The organism is Pseudomonas viridiflava, assembly GCF_001642795.1.
GTDB classification, from domain to species: Bacteria; Pseudomonadota; Gammaproteobacteria; order Pseudomonadales; family Pseudomonadaceae; genus Aquipseudomonas; species Aquipseudomonas viridiflava.
In genome coordinates, this window is the sequence record NZ_LKEH01000023.1 from 65,612 (window position 1) to 81,317 (window position 15,706).

The window sequence follows — 15,706 nt, forward strand, 5'->3', positions numbered from 1 at the left end:
TCTGATTGTCCCCGGAGCTCTGCGTTCGCCCTTGAAGATGACGCAGAGCGTCACGGGCTGCATGCCCACGCGGAGCATGGGCACGATCGGTGTGCTGGAGATCGGCGCTCCGCGTCCGCTCTGGAACGCGATACGAGACTTCGCGACGACACGCCCACTTGAATCATGGGCGTAGTCATCGTCAATCCGGGTTGTGCTTTCATTCAGCTCTACGCGCGTATAACTGAACGCGCAGACGACCAATCCCACAAGCCGTCAAGAAATGTCTTACGCTGTTTGTGTAAAAGTCCGAAACATTAACGTGCTGGTCATGCAGCCATGTGCTGTGCAACATGACGCGCGTGCAATCACAAAACGGGAATACCCATATGCAACGTTTTCTTAGCTTCGCGATGGCACTGTGCATCGGGCTCACTCTGAGCCTGGATGTGAACGCCGCGCGTTTCGGTGGTGGCAAGAGCATGGGCTCGGCACCGACCCATCAGGCGCGCCAGACTGCGCCTTCCACGCCTGCCGCAGCCCCTAACGCTGCCGGTCGCCCGACCCCTGCTGCCAGCGGCGCATCCCGCTGGCTCGGTCCATTGGCCGGTATCGCCGCCGGTGGCCTGCTCGCAGCCATGTTCATGGGCGACGGCTTCCAGGGCCTGCAACTGTTCGACATTCTGATCGTGGGCCTCCTCGCCTTCCTGATCTTCCGCTTCATTGCGCGCAGACGTCAGCAGCAACAGCCGAAAATGGCCAGTGCCGGTGCGCCTTATCAGCGTGAAGCCAGCCAGCCTGCGCAGAATCCGATCTTCGGCAGCAGCCCGGCCGCTTCCGCAGCGCCGGTGATCAACGCGCCTGCCTGGTTCAACGAGGAACGCTTCCTTGAAGCCGCTCGCAGCCACTTCCAGTCGCTGCAGCAGCACTGGGACGCAAACGAGATGGACAAGATCGCCGAGTTCGTTACCCCGCAAATGCTCCAGTTCCTGAAAAAGGAACGTGCGGACCTGGGCGATGGTTTCCAGTCGACTTACATCGATAATCTCAACGTCCAGCTGGACGGTGTGGATGATCGTGCCGACAAGACGATTGCGACCCTGACCTTCTCGGGCGTTTCCAAAACATCGCGCTTTGATCAGGGCGAAGTGTTCAGCGAAAGCTGGAACATGGAACGTGCGCAAGGCGACAACCAGCCATGGCTGGTCGCGGGAATTCGCCAGAACGGTTGAACCAGATTCCGTTATTGCGTTCAGAACCCCGGACATGTCCGGGGTTTTTGTTTATCCGTTCGGATAGTTATTTTGAGAAAGGCTTTACGCTACTGTATAACCCGCGCCATCAAGTAAGAGGATCCGTGTCGTGGAAGAAGTCATCGAACAACTGCGTGAAGCAAACGAACCGGTTCCGGTTCCGCTCGAACTGCCCGATGAAGACCTGTTGGTCGAAATCGAGGAACAGCTGTTCATCAACATCCCGTTCGTCTTCAAGGAGTTTCTCCTGACGGTCAGCGACGTGGTGTACGGCAGCCTCGAGCCCGTCACGGTCACTGACCCGCAGTCGCACACCTACCTGCCGGATGTGGCCGCAACAGCCTGGGATGATGGTGTACCGCGCGAGCTGATTCCGATCTGCCAGGACGGCGACGACTACTACTGCGTCGAAGAAGACGGCACTGTGCTGTTGTGGTCCGCCGAAGAAGAACTGGTCACCGAAGAAAGCTGGGAATCGGTCTGGCACTGGGCGCGGGACGTCTGGCTGGAAAGCTGATATCCGTCGAGCCCTGCCTGCCAAACGTGTGTCACCGGGCTCAATGCCCGGATGACTCAGGATTGTTGTTACCCAATGTCTCTATCAGCGCCAGTTGCATGCGCGTATGCACGCGGATGAACCAGCGCCACAGCAGCGCAGCGACGAGTGCCGCCACCAGCGTGATGACCAGCAACAGCTCGTTGGCCGGCAGAATACTGGCTGACAGTGCAGCCAGCATGACGAAAATCAACCCCAGCGAAAGCAGTGGAATGACTTCGGACAGGACCTTGCGCACCCGCACGGTGTGACGCCCCGCCATCTCCGGTTTGACGCCCATCTCTGCGAGCAGCATCGACAGCGCCTTAAGCTTGCGATATGCCGCAATCAGGAACGGCAACGACAGCAGTAGCGCAGCACCGCAGATCAACGCCTTCTGATAGCTGACATCCCCGACCCATTCGCTCATGTAGCCGCCAATGCGCTCGGCGAAATACCCACCGCTGAAGAAGATCGCCATCACCAGCGCCAGATTCACGCCGACCTGCAGCAGGATGCGACGGATTATCTGCGCCAGCACCGCGCCTTCTCCCTGTGGCTGAATACTGCGCAGCCACTCACCGTACATGTTGAACACTCGCGCAACGCGCCCGGGCACCATACTGGCGAGCTTGTTCGACAGTGGATCGGCACCCCGAATCAGGTATGGCGTCAGCAGGGTCGTGATCGCCGACACGGCGACCGCTACTGGATAGAGGAAGTCGCTGGTCACCTGCAGCGTCATCCCCAGTGCAGCGATGATGAAGGAGAATTCGCCAATCTGTGACAGCCCCATGCCTACCCGCAGCGAGGTCCGGCCATCGTTACCGGCGAGAAACGCGCCCAGCCCACAGGACAGCATCTTGCCCAGCACCACCGCAACGGTAATCACGGCGATGGGCCAGGCGTAATCGAGCAGAATTTTCGGGTCGATCATCAGGCCGATCGCCACGAAGAAAATCGCACTGAACATGTCCCGGATGGGCTCGATCAGGCGCTCGATTTTTATCAGCTCCCTGGATTCAGCCATGATCGCGCCGATCAGGAAAGCGCCCAGCACCATGCTGTATTCAAGCTTGACGACCAGCAGGCAGAAACCGAAACACAGACCCAGCACTGTCACCAGCAGCATTTCGTTGCTTTCGAATCTGGCCACGTAGGCCAGCACGCGCGGCACCAGCAGAATGCCGATCACCAGCGCGACGATCATGAACAATGACAGCTTGCCGACGGTCGAGAACACCTCGCCGGAGCTGACCGATCCGCTGACCGCAATGCCGGACAACAACGCAATGATGCCAATGCCGAGGATGTCTTCGACGATCAGCACCCCGAAAATCAACTGAGCGAAGCGCTCGTTCTTCATCTTCAGGTCGTTGAGCGCCTTGACGATGATGGTGGTCGAGGAGATCGCCAGAATCGCGCCCAGGAACAGCGAGTCCATGGTTTTCCAGCCGAAGAACTGGCCGATCTCGTACCCGATCCAGATCATCAGGGCGATTTCGAGGAAGGCTGCAATGAACGCCGTGGCACCGACCTTGAACAGCTTGCGCAAACTGAACTCAAGGCCCAGGCAGAACATCAGGAAGATCACCCCCAGCTCGGCGAGGGTCTTGATGGTGTCTTCATCGTGGATCAGGCTGAAGGCGGTGTGTGCGGCCCGATGATGAAGCCCGCAACGATATAGCCCAGCACCACGGGCTGTCGCAGACGGTGGAATAGAATGGTCACCACGCCTGCCACCAGCATGATCACTGCCAGGTCCTGAATGAAATTGATGGCATGCATTGGGGTGTGGCTCCTTTGGGTGATGAGTTCCTTGACCGGTACTGGACGCGCTTGCCGCGCCACCTGCCGAAATTTCGTCATCCAAATCTGACGCAAACGTAGGAAAAAACCCGATCCACGGGTTTTTGAAGGTTAACACTGCACTCCTCGACAAAAAGCCGGTGCAATATATGGAAACAGATGGAATGACGCGTGACGGGCAGTGAATGGCCAGCGTCCCGATAACTACACCTTGAGCGCCAGCATAGGCGTCTTTGACCACCTTGACCGTGTGAGTACGCTATGGAACCCGGAAACGCCCAGCTGTCGATGACTGTATTGATGACCCCGGACATGGCCAACTTCTCTGGCAACGTGCACGGCGGTACGTTACTCAAGTATCTGGATGAAGTGGCTTACGCGTGCGCAAGCCGCTATGCCGGTCGCTATGTGGTCACGCTGTCCGTGGACCAGGTGATCTTCCGTGAGCCGGTGCATGTCGGCGAACTGGTGACCTTCCTGGCGTCGGTGAACTACACCGGCAATACCTCGATGGAGGTCGGCATCAAAGTGGTGACGGAAAATATCCGCGAGCGCTCGGTACGCCACTCCAACAGCTGCTTCTTCACCATGGTGGCCGTGGACGATAACCGCAAACCGGCCAGCGTACCGCCATTGGAACCGGAAAGCCCTGACGCCAAGCGCCGTTATATCCAGGCGCAGCAACGCCGCCAGCTCCGTCAGGAACTGGAAAAGCGTTACCAGGAAATCAAGGAAGAAGCGCTGTAACGAACAGGCTCAGGCAAGGATGCCCGAGCTGCAGTCCTTTCCGGCTGTTACAGCCTGACCGCTTCGAAACGTACCCGCGGATGAGCGATACGGTCCTGGGCACGGACCAACTCAAGTTCGTAACTGCCGCACGCCTGGGTTTCCAGCAGTACTTCGTGCACGGCGGATGCAGTGAATTCGAACGCTGCCACCAGATCATCGCCCAACAGGATGCGCGACAGAAACAGGCCCGAGGTCAGGTCGCCGACACCCACCGGCTGGCGCGGAAACGCCAGTAACGGCCGACGCAGATGCCAACTGGCATCAGCGGTCACCAGCAGCATTTCAAAGCCGTCGGCCGCCTTGCCGGGGTAATCCAGGTGCTTGACCACCACAGCTTTCGGGCCACGTGCCAGCAGCGCCTTGGCCATCCCCAGGCAATCGAGCAGCGACTCGGGCTTGCGCCCCGAGAAACTGTCCAGCTCCAACTGGTTGGGGCACAGGAAGTCGGCCATGGCGGCGGCTTCTTCCAGCAGAAAGTCACTGACTTCCGCCGGGACGATGCACCCCTTCTCGGGATGACCCATCACCGGATCACACAGATACAGTGCCTTGGGATTGGCCGCCTTGATACGTGCAACGCCCGTCAGGATTGCCCTTCCTTGCGCGGCGCTGCCCAGATAGCCGGAAAGCACGGCATCGCAGTTGCCCAGTTCGCCGATGGCGGCAATGCCGTCGATCAGGGCCGGAATCTGCTGCGGGGCCAGCACTTCGCCGGTCCACTGCTTGTACTGCGTGTGGTTGGAGAACTGAACCGTGTTGAGCGGCCAGACATTGACACCGATACGTTGCATCGGAAACACCGCCGCACTATTGCCTGCGTGGCCGAAGACCACATGGGACTGGATAGCGAGCAAGTGGGGTGTACGTTTCATGGGAATATCCTGAACACGATGCAAATGCAGTAATGAGAAATATAAGTCGCACAGTATGGCTGTAAATCACTCAGGACAGTTAAGCTGGTGGCTCCTTTGCTGGAGCACTCCGTCATGCTGACCCTGGGAAACATTTTCGTGCTGATGCTGTTCGCAAGCGCTGCGGCCTGGTGGTGGCACGCCCATGGTCTGCGCGAGAAAGCGCTGGAACGCGTCAAACAGCACTGCGCCCGCCTCGAGCTCGAGTTGCTGGACGGCAACGTGGCTCTGCGCCGCCTCACCTTTGCACGCGATGCCCAAGGCCACAAGCGGCTCGCCAGGGTCTATGGCTTCGAATTCACCGTCACCGGTGAACAGCGCCACCCTGGCACCATCACCATGTTCGGTGCACACACTGCCCAGATCGAACTGGCGCCCTACCCGTTCGAAATCAAGACGCCACCGCCCAGCGCCGAAATCATCCAGATGAGTGAGTGGCGTCAGTCGCATCAAAAGTGGAAGCAGTAGGCGCTGTTTTTGTGGGAGGCACCACCACGTTGTCGACTTGGCGCTATCGCGCAGCAAACACCGGACCGTGGGAGGCGGCTTGCCGGCGATGAACGATGACGCGGCTTTCCTGACATACCGCGTTGACTGCATCTGAGTCGGCAAGCCGCCTCCCACAGTTTCCTGCCAGCTGTAAGACCGCGCCATGCCACAGACACTTCCCCGTCATGTGGCTGCCAATAGGCACCCCATCATCTGCGTCTGCAACATTTCAGCATCCTGAGGTGTCGAGAAGATCAGCTCCAGACGCGAGTCCTGTCGCCATTCGCTGAGTTGCCAGGCCAGCCGTCCACCTTGCGCAACATTGCCTGAATACCAGCCGCCAACGCTGTGGATAACCATTTTCGCGCGCTGCCAGTTCAGGCTTTCAAGCCAGAGCAGCACGCGCTGAAGATCGAATTGCTGCGACGGGTGCCAGCGCCAGCCGATACTCCATCCGCCGCCGCCTTCATGGCTCAGGCAGAGTGGCACGCGGGGATCGGGCCAGACGGCGGGTAACTGGCCGATACTGCGAGGTACGTTCAGGTTATCCACAGCACTTTTATCCACAGGCGTGGATGGTCGATAACCGGGCAACCGATCAAGGGGCAGTTCGCCAAAGCGCGTCCACAACAAAGAATGCCCCACAAGCTGATCAGCCAGCGCCTGACAGGAGGCCTCTTCCAACTGTTCGGATTTGTTCATCACCAGCAAACCCGCCATGGCCAACGCTTCCTGCTGGGTCGCTGCCAATGGCTGCCCGTCGCGCATCGCCGCCGCATCCAGCACCATCACACTGGGCTGCACATCAAGCACGCCGAGCCAAGGTGCCTCGCGTAACTGCGCCATGAGTTGCGCAGGATGCCCCAGTCCGGACGGCTCGATCAGCAGGCGATCAGGCCTGGCCTTGCGCAACAGGCGACCCAGCCCGATCTGGAAAGGCACGCCGTTGACACAGCACAGGCAGCCGCCAGCCACTTCGCCAAGTGCGATACCATCCTCGGCCGTGGTCAACAGTGCGGCGTCCAGTCCAATCTGCCCGAATTCGTTGATCAACACCGCCCAACGCTCGCTGGAGGGCTTCTGGGCCAGCAACTGTCTGATCAGGCTGGTCTTGCCGGCACCTAGCGGGCCACCGATGACGTGAGTCGGAATGTTCTGCAGCATGACAATGATTTCTACGAGTGCGTTCGTGATTGAAGAGCAAGGAAAGGTAACCCTGCAAGCCATGAAGCGGTCTGCCGGGCTGGCACTGATGCTGCTGGCACTGTCTTCAGGTGAAACCTGGGCGCAGGCGTGTCTGGTACACAGTCAGGCCGAGCGGCTTGATGTAAAGGTATGTCAGGAGAATATCAACATCCCGGCAAACCTGTTCCACGACAGCTTCTGCCAGCCGCAACTGGCGGGTCAGAAAACCGAGGTCGCCTACTCGCAGGAATGCCCGACCGGCGCGTTCGGCGTGTGCCGTCATGCGCAGGTCGCCAACATGCCTTATCGCGAGCATATCCATTATTACGGTGTGGCCAGTGACGCCTTGTACCTCAAGCCTTTCTGCGAAGGCCAGAGCAAGGGTCAGTGGATCACGCCGTAAACAACGCTAGGCCAGCCAGTCCAGCGTGAGGATCAGCCTGCGTTCGTTGCCTTCAAGTGCCGGCGAGCGATGCACCAGACCTGCACCCTCGTTTCCACGCCAGCGCTCGCCCTTGAGCAGCGCCACGTCTGCAGTATTGATCTGCTGGATGACACTGACATCCAGCGGCTCGGCTTCCGCCCGACCCAGTTGCTTGCGATCAATATCACCTTCCTTGAGCCACTGACTGCCACATCCGGCATACGTGGTGATCAGACGCACAGGCACGTGGTCGACATGAAAGCGCGGGCACATTGCCTTGTCGAGCACCCGCAACCGCAGCCCCACGCAGTCGGCACCCAGCAGGCAGGCGTAGGCACTGACCAGCCAAGAGACGTCGGCGATGAAACCGTCATACCCCTGCAGGTCGGCGTAGCCTGACGCCAGTGTGCGCAGATCCGGCTCCAGATCACCGCCCTTCACGTCCAGGGTCAATGACTCGGACAGCGGCTGTCCCATCGACAAGAGCAATGCGCCGAAGTCTTCGATGTGCGCCGGTAACCGACGCTGCCAGACGGCGAGGTTGACGCCGTCTTCCAATACTTCACCCAATACGTCAGGCGTAATCCCGCACGCCTGCCGAATCGTCGGTTGATACTTCAGAAAATGAGCGTGCATCAGGCAGCCACCTCTTCGTGCCAGGGACCGAAAGGATCACGCAGGGTGCGCCAGCGCTCGGAACCTGCTGCCATCTCTTCATCGGTCAGGAGGCAGCCGTCCAGTTCAGCGGTCAGTTGGTCAAAATCGATGTTCTGGCCAATGAACACCAGTTCCTGGCGGCAATCGCCTGTCTCCGATGACCAGTTGTCCATAATGGACGCAACATTCTCCTGATCTTCAGGCCAGCTCTCACGCGCGACGAAACGCCACCAGCGGCCCGCAAACCCGTGTCTCATCAATCCACCTGCCTGAGACCAGCTGCCAGCGTCCTTGTACTTGCTGGCCAGCCAGAAAAAACCCTTGGAGCGCAGCAGCTTGCCGTTGGTCCAGGGTCGGTTGATGAAGTCGAAGAATCGCTCCGGGTGAAACGGGCGGCGTGCCCGGTAGGCCGTGGACGCGATGCCGTATTCCTCGGTTTCCGGAAGGTGTTCGCCACGCAGTTCCTTGAGCCAGCCCGGTGCCTGAGAGGCACGCTCGAAATCAAAACGGCCAGTGTCGAGAATCTTCGCCAGCGGTACCTCGCCCATCACCATCGGAATGATCTCGGCGTCGGCGTTGAGGCTTTTCAGGATGGCCATCAGCTCTTCGCGCTCGCTGGAGCTGATCAGGTCGATCTTGCTGAGCAGGATCACATCGGCGAATTCGATCTGCTCGATCAGCAGGTCGGTAATCGAACGGTCATCGTCTTCACCCAGGGTTTCACCACGCGTGTCCAGACCGTCGGCAGCTTCGTAATCGAGCAGGAAATTAACCCCGTCGACCACCGTTACCATGGTGTCGAGACGCGCCAGATCGGTCAGGCTCTTGCCTGCTTCATCACGAAAAGTGAAGGTTTCTGCGATGGGCAGCGGCTCGGAAATACCGGTGGACTCGATCAGCAGATAATCGAAGCGCCCGTCCTGAGCGAGGCGGCTGACCTCTTCGAGCAGGTCTTCGCGCAAGGTGCAGCAGATGCAGCCGTTGCTCATCTCGATGAGCTTTTCTTCGGCGCGGTTCAGACTGACGTCGCGCTGGACTTCGCCGCCGTCGATGTTGATCTCGCTCATGTCATTGACGATGACCGCCACACGCAGGTTTTCACGATTGCGCAGCACGTAATTAAGTAAGGTGCTCTTGCCAGCGCCGAGGAATCCGGACAGCACAGTAACGGGTAAGCGGTTCGACATCAGGACTCTCCAACCAGTCTGCAAGGCTTCAGCCTTGTTCGTACTGGCTGCAACTGATCCATCTGGCAGCCAGCTCTAATCATCTTCGAATGTTATAGTATAACAATACAAAATAGCTACACCGCTCATTCAAGGGTTCGTCATGAAACAGCTCTCGGCAGGATTGATCGCATTACTGGCTCTGGCCTGCACACAGGCAATGGCTGCCGGTGCACGGCCTGCCGCCGATCTTGCGCTGTGCACGCGCAGCGCTACCGTGCTGGCGTGCAGTGATGCGCAAGGCAATCACTACAGCGTCACCACAGCCGGGCAGACAACCTGGTTGAGAGGCTATGAAGTGCTGGATAAACGCCGCTGGGTGCAGACCAATAGTCGCTACGACCAGCTGACGTTCTTTACGGGATTGGCTTCAGATGGCGAGGCCTGGATCGGCACTATCCAGCGCGTGGGCTGGACGACGATCACTCGGGTTTCAAGCTCGGACGGTACGCGCAGCAAGATCACCTGCAGCCGCCTGAACGGCTGCAGATAACGCTGATCAGGCCTGCTGTTCCTTCTTCTGCGCCTGCACCCAGGCCATATGCGAATCCATGGGTGGGTTGCGCTGGAAGTAGCGTTGCAGACCTTCGAACAACCCGTCGGCGACCGCTTGCTGATGACGCGCCGTGACCAGACGCTGGCTGTCACGCGTATTGGAGATGAAGCCCGTCTCGACCAGAATCGAAGGCACGTCCGGCGACTTGAGTACTGCAAAACCGGCCTGTTCCACGCGCTTCTGATGCAGTGTGGTGATGCCTTCCAGACTGCCCAGAATGGTATGACCCAATTGCATGCTGGCGGCGATGGTCGCGTTCATCGACATGTCGAGAATCACCCCGGCCAGCATCGGGTCCTTGTCTTTCAGGTTGAGCAGCGAGCTTGCGCCCAGCAGGTCCGCGCCATTCTCGCGCTGAGCCATGAAACGCGCTGTAGCAGAGGTAGCGCCGCCTTCGGACAACGCAAACACCGACGCACCGGACGCTGTCAGGCGCGGCGCGGCATCGGCATGCACCGAGATGAACATGTCGGCGTTGGACTTGTGCGCGAACTCGACACGCTTGCGCAGCGGTACGAAGAAGTCATCGTTACGTACCAGGCGCACGTCGAAGCCTTTCTCGCGTTTGAGACGCTTGGCCAGCAACTGGGCGATGGACAGCACGACGTCTTTCTCACGTTCACCGCGAGAACCCACCGCGCCCGGATCCTTGCCGCCATGACCCGCATCGACCACGACCATGATGTCGCGCCCACCGGTACGTGCCTTGGCGGGCTCCTTCACCGGCACCGGTGGCGGCAGCTCGGCCATTTGCACAGGCGCACGTACTGTGGAACTCATGTCCAGCACAAGACGATGGCCCTGATCACCCTGCGGGCCGAGCAGAAAGCTTTTCAACTGCACCGGAGCCGTCAGGTCGAGCACGATGCGCGTGTCATCGCCCGAGCCGTAATGGCCGGAGCGAATGGACGTGATGACGGTCCTGTCCAGCGCCAGCTGGCTGAAGTCACCGGTCAGGCGCGAGCCGCTGACGTCGATAATCAGACGATCCGGGGCAGTGAGCGTAAAGGTCTTGTATTGCACAGGTCCGCTGAGATCCAGAACCAAACGCAGCTTGTCGTTGGTCCGCCACAGGCGTGCGTTACGGATTTGCGTGGCATAAGCACCCAACGGCAAGGTCAGGGCCGCACCGGCCAGGAGCATATTGAGCAGCATTTGGCGTCTGTGCATGGGATGTCTCAAGCGCAAAAACGAGCATCCCGGCTCACGAAGGTTTCATCCATGACATTAGTAACAATATAACATGCAGTTACGAATGACATATGAAGCACTTCATGAAGATTTAGTCATGGAACACTCTCGCTGAACGACAATAAATCGTCCATTTTTCAAGAGTGTTCCACGTGGAACGTAACTCTATGAATTGACTCAGGTACGTGGTGCAACGGTTCCGCATTGCGCGCCCAGCCAGACGGCACGGGTGTCCATGCTGCCGTTCTGTTGCTGACCCGTGGCGTTAAACGTGCCTACGACGTTGGTCGTGAACTCGCGATCACTGAGGAATTGCGCCTGTCCTGTGCCCTGAGCTTTGGGGCAGCTGAACTGGAAATTCCAGGTCTTGCCGTTGCGCGCAGTGATTTTCTGCGTGCAACCCGACTTGGGGTCGGTCAACGGGATGTCGTCTGATTTCACCTGCGCAGGCGTCAGGCAAACACGTACACCTTTGCCGCCCAGCGTTACGCCCTGCTTTTGCATCATCTGCTCCATCATGGCCTGCTGCTCGGGCGGCAGGTTTTTCAGCTGGCCCAGCATCAGTTGCAGGTCGGGCAATTGCTGACCGTCCACTTTCATGTTGCTGGAAGTCAGTTCCCACAAGCCAGGTTGCAGCATCTGGGCCTGAGCCAGCGGCGTCGCCAGACAGAAAAACCACGCCAACATACGTTTATTCATTTGAGTATTCCTGAGCGGCAGTGACAGATACACAAGGCCGGGATAACCGGCCGGAAGATGAGCCTTAGACGACATAACCGCTGCCCAGTTGCACCGGGAATAAAATAGCGACATTCCGGTTCAGCTGTGGTCTGTTAGGCAGCAAAGCCGAGGAGCATTGTTCCACATGGATTATCACGACCCGTATTTTTTCGGTTACGTCCTGGGTTTCATTCATTTGTTGGGCACCGGTGCCGCCATCCACGCGCTGCTGACCGTACGCACCTCGCAAGGCGCCATCGCCTGGGCGATGCCACTGCTGTTCATCCCCTATTTCACCCTGATTCCGTATCTGGTCTTCGGCCGCAGTTCGTTCGATGCCTATATCAAGGCGCGGCGTGACGCCAACCAGGAGATGCGTGTCGCCATCGGCAGCCTGAACTGGCGGCCCTGGATCGAGGAAGCCGTTGCGGCGCGTCGTTCGAAAGCCTACACGTCGCTACGGGCCATGCCCAAACTCGGAAACATGCCGGCGCTGGCCAATAACAAGGTCCGGCTGTTGATCAACGGTGAAGAAACATTCGGCGCGATCTTCGAGGCTATTCGTGCGGCCCGGCAAACCATACTGGTCCAGTTCTTCATCATCCATGACGATGCGCTTGGCCGACAGCTGCAAACCTTATTGCTGGAGAAGGCCGCAGAAGGTGTATCGATCTTTGTGCTCTATGACCGGATCGGCAGCCACGCCCTGCCCGCAGCCTACATCGACAAACTGCGCGCTGGCGGTGTGCAGATCAAAGCGTTCGCCACCCACGGTGGCTGGCTCAACCGTTTCCAGATCAACTTCCGCAACCACCGCAAGATCGTGGTCGTGGACGGGCTGAAAGGCTATATGGGCGGACACAACGTCGGCGATGAATACATGGGGCTCAAACCGCCGCTCGCGCCCTGGCGAGACACCCACGTGGAAGTCATCGGGCCGGTGGTTGCCTGCCTGCAGGAATCATTTGCCGAAGACTGGTTCTGGGCCACCCGCGAGCTGCCGCCCTTGAGCTTGCCGGAAACCTTTCCTGAAGACGGTGTGTTGTGCCAACTGCTCGCCAGCGGCCCGGCGGATGCGCAGGAAACCTGCTCGCTGTTCTTCGTCGAAGCCATCCATGCCGCTGAAGAGCGCGTCTGGATCACCAGCCCGTATTTCATCCCGGATGAAGCTGTGTCCGCGGCCCTGCGTCTGGCAGTGCTACGCGGTGTGGATGTCCGCCTGCTGCTGCCCTCGCGCCCAGACCATTACGTGGTCTACGCCGCTTCCAGCCTTTATGCGTTCGATGCGGTCCGCGCAGGCGTGCGGGTGTTCCGCTACGGCCCGGGCTTCCTGCACCAGAAAGTCGTGCTGGTGGACAATGAAATCACCGCGATCGGCAGCGCCAACCTCGACAACCGTTCATTCAGGCTCAACTTCGAACTGATGCTGCTGACCGTCGACCCTGACTTTTCGAATCAGGTCGAGGCCATGCTGAATGCCGATTTCGCCCAGGCGCGGGAAATCTCCATCCAGGAAAGCCGCGAGACGCGGAGATTGCACCAGCTAGGCATGCGCGTGGCTCGGTTGATATCGCCGATTTTGTGATGGCCAATGGCAAGGCAACGGTTAATGCGCAGCGCCAGCCTTGGAATTCTTTAAAGGTTACAGATATGAATAATCGACAGCCCTTGATGCTCTTCCACTATTAGTGGAATATAGCCGTGCGGCCTGGTCCGTAAAGGGTGGTTTCAGGGATCGTCAGATCGCACCCCGTTGCTGGTTAACCCAGTTCGCCGAGTGCGAGGAAACAGCGTCCTGCCCCGTCGTTTGCATGCAATCGACGGCTGAGAACCCCTCCTAGAGAGGGGTTCGCCGTTTCTAGCGCCTGCGCTCACTTCGCTCTCCGGTTCCGGACTTCCTTTGGACACTGTCCTTTAGGTTTCCTTAGAGTATCCAGCGCAACCTTGAATATGCTGAACCCCTTCTTTTTAACAGGTATTCCTGGTGATCCTTCGCCAGTGCGTGCAAAAAAAGCGCTGGTCACATGAATCCGCAGTACCCGGTATTCGCGAAAGATAGCCATGCATATCTTGAAAGGCTCAACAGCACCACTGGCGTTATTCATCACGTCAAGCGTAAAGAAGCTCTCGCCTTGCGTCAGGTAAATCAAAGCGCCCGCACCTAGCCCCTCCATTATGTTGCGCAACTGCCTGGATGCTTCGTAGCGCTCAAGGCAAATAAACTGGCTCTCACGGCCATCTGCATACATAAGCGAAATATTGTGCCCGGTTCCATTTTTAGTGAAGCAATGCAGGCCATACGTCACTACAAAACGGATCGGCTCACCTTGCTTCTGGAAAACAACTTCATGGCAGTCGAGGTGACGAAGGTCATAAAAAACTCCGTCGTGCTCAAACGACTCCCACTGCTGGATAGAGTCAACGTGAAATGCTGGCAAGCCCGTTCCTTGAGCAAGGGGTAAATCAGGATTTTACCCGAAACAAAGGCTCGCCCAAGATGAACAGCGAAACCAAATGTAGCGAATAATCTGACCGGGCATGAGCCGCAACGCCGGAAGCCCACTCACCGATAAACATCCTCCCGCGTCAACGGCAACCCCGTCCCCCCGTCAGCAAAAGGCTTCACCGCCAGAATTTGATGCAGATTGATCCAGCCTCGCGCAAACGCATAAGAGCAGCCTGCAAGGTAAAGCCGCCAGATACGCAAGGTGTGTTCGGGCACCATCGCGGCCGCTTCGCTCAAGTGTGTTTCAAGGCGGGCGCTCCAGTGCTCCAGCGTTTTGGCATAGTGCGGCCGCAGGCTTTCGACATCGACGACTTCCAGTCCGGCCTCGCTGATGTGGGCGCTGATCATCGCCATGTGCGGCAGTTCGCCGTTGGGGAATACGTAGCGGTCTATGAACTCGCCCGCCCCACGCCCGACGGGTCGTCCATCGGTGTGCCTGGCAGTGATGCCGTGGTTCATCACCAGACCGCCCTCCTTCACCGCGCCAAACAGGCGCTGGGTATAGAGCGGCAGGTTGGCGTGGCCAACGTGTTCGAACATGCCGACACTGACCACTTTGTCGAAGCGGCCGTCCTGCGGCAGGTCACGATAATCGAGCAGTTGAAGCTCGACCTGATCGTCCAGCCCCTCGGCCGCCACCCGTTCGCGGGCGAGCGCCAGTTGCTCGCGGCTGAGGGTGATGCCAAAGACTTTCGCGCCATATTCACGGGCAGCGAAGCGCGCCAGACCGCCCCAGCCGCAGCCGACGTCCAGCAGGTAATCGCCGGGCTTTAGGCGCAGCTTGCGGCACAGGTGGTGAAACTTATCCTGCTGAGCCTGTTCCAGCGATTCGTTACCGGTTTTGAAGTAGGCACAGGAGTAGACCATCTCCTTGTCGAGCCACAACTGGTAGAACTCGTTGGACAGGTCGTAGTGGTAGGAAATCGAGGCAGCGTCGGTATCTTTGTCGTGGCGGGTGCGCACTGGCGTGTCGGACTCGTCTTCCTCCTCCACCAGCGCGTGGGTCAGCTCGTCGCAGACCCTGACCACTTCAGTGATGGAGCCCTCGAGTTCCAGCCGCCCTTCCACGAACGCGCTGCCAAGCAGGTCGAGGCTGGGGTGGGTGAAATCGGAGACGAGTCGCGGGTCCTTCACGACAATCGTGACGCTGGGATCAGGCCCCAGATCCATCTGATGACCGTCCCAGAGTTTGAGACGCAGCGGCAGATGAAGGTTTTGCAAGACCGACGGAAGTTGCGTAAGCATGATGAATCACCCCCTTATCCAGAAACTCGAATAGAGCATCCAAGACAAACCCTCCAAAAAGGGCCGATAGGCTATTGGCGATGGCAAAACTGCTTTGAATCAACTTCGGGGGAACAGCCTTGTGCCCACTGACTCGAGCCAGACGACAGCCTGAATTTGGACCGCACTCTGTTGAATGACTCTTAATCTGTAACAGAGTTCTTCAAAGCTCAAGCCATTTCTTATACTTAA

At 58.6% G+C, this 15,706-nt stretch carries 15 protein-coding genes and 1 pseudogene; 7 read left to right on the top strand and 9 right to left on the bottom strand.

Features of this window, described 5'->3' with window-relative positions; all coding sequences use genetic code 11:
- Positions 1-368: 368 nt before the first annotated feature.
- Positions 369-1,211, top strand: a complete 843-nt coding sequence (locus AO065_RS09205) for a Tim44 domain-containing protein (RefSeq protein WP_004881678.1) — start codon at positions 369-371, stop codon at positions 1,209-1,211.
- A gap of 130 nt (positions 1,212-1,341) precedes the next feature.
- Positions 1,342-1,749: an SMI1/KNR4 family protein gene (locus AO065_RS09210; protein ID WP_004881680.1), complete on the top strand. Its 408-nt coding sequence runs from the start codon at positions 1,342-1,344 to the stop codon at positions 1,747-1,749.
- A 40-nt stretch (positions 1,750-1,789) separates the two neighbouring features.
- Here the strand turns inward: AO065_RS09210 and AO065_RS09215 are convergent.
- Positions 1,790-3,555: pseudogene (locus AO065_RS09215) on the bottom strand (cation:proton antiporter).
- A 282-nt stretch (positions 3,556-3,837) separates the two neighbouring features.
- Between AO065_RS09215 and AO065_RS09220 the strand changes: the two are divergent.
- Positions 3,838-4,323: an acyl-CoA thioesterase gene (locus AO065_RS09220; protein WP_004881681.1), complete on the top strand. Its 486-nt coding sequence runs from the start codon at positions 3,838-3,840 to the stop codon at positions 4,321-4,323.
- Between the two features lie 47 nt (positions 4,324-4,370).
- Here AO065_RS09220 and pdxY read toward each other — a convergent pair whose 3' ends face one another.
- Complete coding sequence (gene pdxY / locus AO065_RS09225; RefSeq protein WP_004881682.1) at positions 4,371-5,237, bottom strand: pyridoxal kinase PdxY; 867 nt, start codon at positions 5,235-5,237, stop codon at positions 4,371-4,373.
- Positions 5,238-5,351: 114 nt separating this feature from the next.
- Here pdxY and AO065_RS09230 point away from each other — a divergent pair, with 114 nt between their 5' ends.
- A complete protein-coding gene (locus tag AO065_RS09230; RefSeq protein ID WP_004881684.1) occupies positions 5,352-5,744 on the top strand; it encodes a DUF3301 domain-containing protein in 393 nt (130 codons plus the stop codon).
- A 204-nt stretch (positions 5,745-5,948) separates the two neighbouring features.
- Here the strand turns inward: AO065_RS09230 and AO065_RS09235 are convergent, their stop codons facing one another.
- Positions 5,949-6,929 carry a CobW family GTP-binding protein gene (locus tag AO065_RS09235; protein ID WP_004881686.1) on the bottom strand — a complete coding sequence of 327 codons (981 nt, stop codon included), beginning with the start codon at positions 6,927-6,929 and terminating at the stop codon, positions 5,949-5,951.
- Positions 6,930-6,990: 61 nt separating this feature from the next.
- On the opposite strand from AO065_RS09235, the gene AO065_RS09240 reads away from it, so the two are divergent.
- Positions 6,991-7,353, top strand: coding sequence for a hypothetical protein (locus tag AO065_RS09240; protein WP_004881688.1), 363 nt, complete (start codon positions 6,991-6,993; stop codon positions 7,351-7,353).
- Positions 7,354-7,359: 6 nt separating this feature from the next.
- Here the strand turns inward: AO065_RS09240 and AO065_RS09245 are convergent, their stop codons facing one another.
- Together AO065_RS09245 and zigA are read right to left on the bottom strand one after the other, a co-directional pair.
- Positions 7,360-8,010, bottom strand: coding sequence for a DUF1826 domain-containing protein (locus AO065_RS09245; RefSeq protein WP_004881689.1), 651 nt, complete (start codon positions 8,008-8,010; stop codon positions 7,360-7,362).
- Positions 8,010-9,218, bottom strand: a complete 1,209-nt coding sequence (zigA, locus tag AO065_RS09250) for a zinc metallochaperone GTPase ZigA (protein ID WP_004881691.1) — start codon at positions 9,216-9,218, stop codon at positions 8,010-8,012. Before zigA ends, AO065_RS09245 begins: the two co-directional genes overlap by 1 nt.
- 142 nt (positions 9,219-9,360) lie before the next feature.
- Here zigA and AO065_RS09255 point away from each other — a divergent pair, with 142 nt between their 5' ends.
- Entirely contained in the window at positions 9,361-9,750 is a 390-nt protein-coding gene (locus AO065_RS09255; protein ID WP_004881693.1) for a hypothetical protein, read from the top strand.
- Positions 9,751-9,756: 6 nt separating this feature from the next.
- On the opposite strand, the gene AO065_RS09260 is transcribed toward AO065_RS09255, so the two are convergent.
- Positions 9,757-10,983, bottom strand: coding sequence for an N-acetylmuramoyl-L-alanine amidase (locus AO065_RS09260; RefSeq protein WP_004881694.1), 1,227 nt, complete (start codon positions 10,981-10,983; stop codon positions 9,757-9,759).
- Between the two features lie 198 nt (positions 10,984-11,181).
- Complete coding sequence (locus tag AO065_RS09265; protein WP_004881696.1) at positions 11,182-11,703, bottom strand: DUF3617 domain-containing protein; 522 nt, start codon at positions 11,701-11,703, stop codon at positions 11,182-11,184.
- Between the two features lie 166 nt (positions 11,704-11,869).
- Here AO065_RS09265 and cls point away from each other — a divergent pair, with 166 nt between their 5' ends.
- Entirely contained in the window at positions 11,870-13,309 is a 1,440-nt protein-coding gene (gene cls / locus AO065_RS09270) for a cardiolipin synthase (protein ID WP_004881697.1), read from the top strand.
- Positions 13,310-13,595: 286 nt separating this feature from the next.
- Here cls and AO065_RS09275 read toward each other — a convergent pair whose 3' ends face one another.
- Both AO065_RS09275 and cfaB read right to left on the bottom strand, forming a co-directional pair.
- Positions 13,596-14,162, bottom strand: a complete 567-nt coding sequence (locus AO065_RS09275; RefSeq protein ID WP_004881699.1) for a hypothetical protein — start codon at positions 14,160-14,162, stop codon at positions 13,596-13,598.
- Between the two features lie 125 nt (positions 14,163-14,287).
- Positions 14,288-15,475: a C17 cyclopropane fatty acid synthase CfaB gene (gene cfaB, locus AO065_RS09280; RefSeq protein WP_004881701.1), complete on the bottom strand. Its 1,188-nt coding sequence runs from the start codon at positions 15,473-15,475 to the stop codon at positions 14,288-14,290.
- Positions 15,476-15,706: the final 231 nt, after the last annotated feature.

Excerpts from the sequence above, each read along its gene's own strand:
- AO065_RS09230 (WP_004881684.1), top strand. The coding sequence starts at position 5,352 with ATGCTGACCCTGGGAAACATTTTCGTGCTGATGCTGTTCGCAAGCGCT.
- cls (WP_004881697.1), top strand. The coding sequence starts at position 11,870 with ATGGATTATCACGACCCGTATTTTTTCGGTTACGTCCTGGGTTTCATT.
- AO065_RS09265 (WP_004881696.1), bottom strand. The coding sequence starts at position 11,703 with ATGAATAAACGTATGTTGGCGTGGTTTTTCTGTCTGGCGACGCCGCTG.
- pdxY (WP_004881682.1), bottom strand. The coding sequence starts at position 5,237 with ATGAAACGTACACCCCACTTGCTCGCTATCCAGTCCCATGTGGTCTTC.
- AO065_RS09235 (WP_004881686.1), bottom strand. The coding sequence starts at position 6,929 with ATGCTGCAGAACATTCCGACTCACGTCATCGGTGGCCCGCTAGGTGCC.
- zigA (WP_004881691.1), bottom strand. The coding sequence starts at position 9,218 with ATGTCGAACCGCTTACCCGTTACTGTGCTGTCCGGATTCCTCGGCGCT.
- AO065_RS09240 (WP_004881688.1), top strand. The coding sequence starts at position 6,991 with ATGAAGCGGTCTGCCGGGCTGGCACTGATGCTGCTGGCACTGTCTTCA.
- AO065_RS09245 (WP_004881689.1), bottom strand. The coding sequence starts at position 8,010 with ATGCACGCTCATTTTCTGAAGTATCAACCGACGATTCGGCAGGCGTGC.
- AO065_RS09260 (WP_004881694.1), bottom strand. The coding sequence starts at position 10,983 with ATGCACAGACGCCAAATGCTGCTCAATATGCTCCTGGCCGGTGCGGCC.
- AO065_RS09255 (WP_004881693.1), top strand. The coding sequence starts at position 9,361 with ATGAAACAGCTCTCGGCAGGATTGATCGCATTACTGGCTCTGGCCTGC.
- AO065_RS09220 (WP_004881681.1), top strand. The coding sequence starts at position 3,838 with ATGGAACCCGGAAACGCCCAGCTGTCGATGACTGTATTGATGACCCCG.
- AO065_RS09205 (WP_004881678.1), top strand. The coding sequence starts at position 369 with ATGCAACGTTTTCTTAGCTTCGCGATGGCACTGTGCATCGGGCTCACT.
- cfaB (WP_004881701.1), bottom strand. The coding sequence starts at position 15,475 with ATGCTTACGCAACTTCCGTCGGTCTTGCAAAACCTTCATCTGCCGCTG.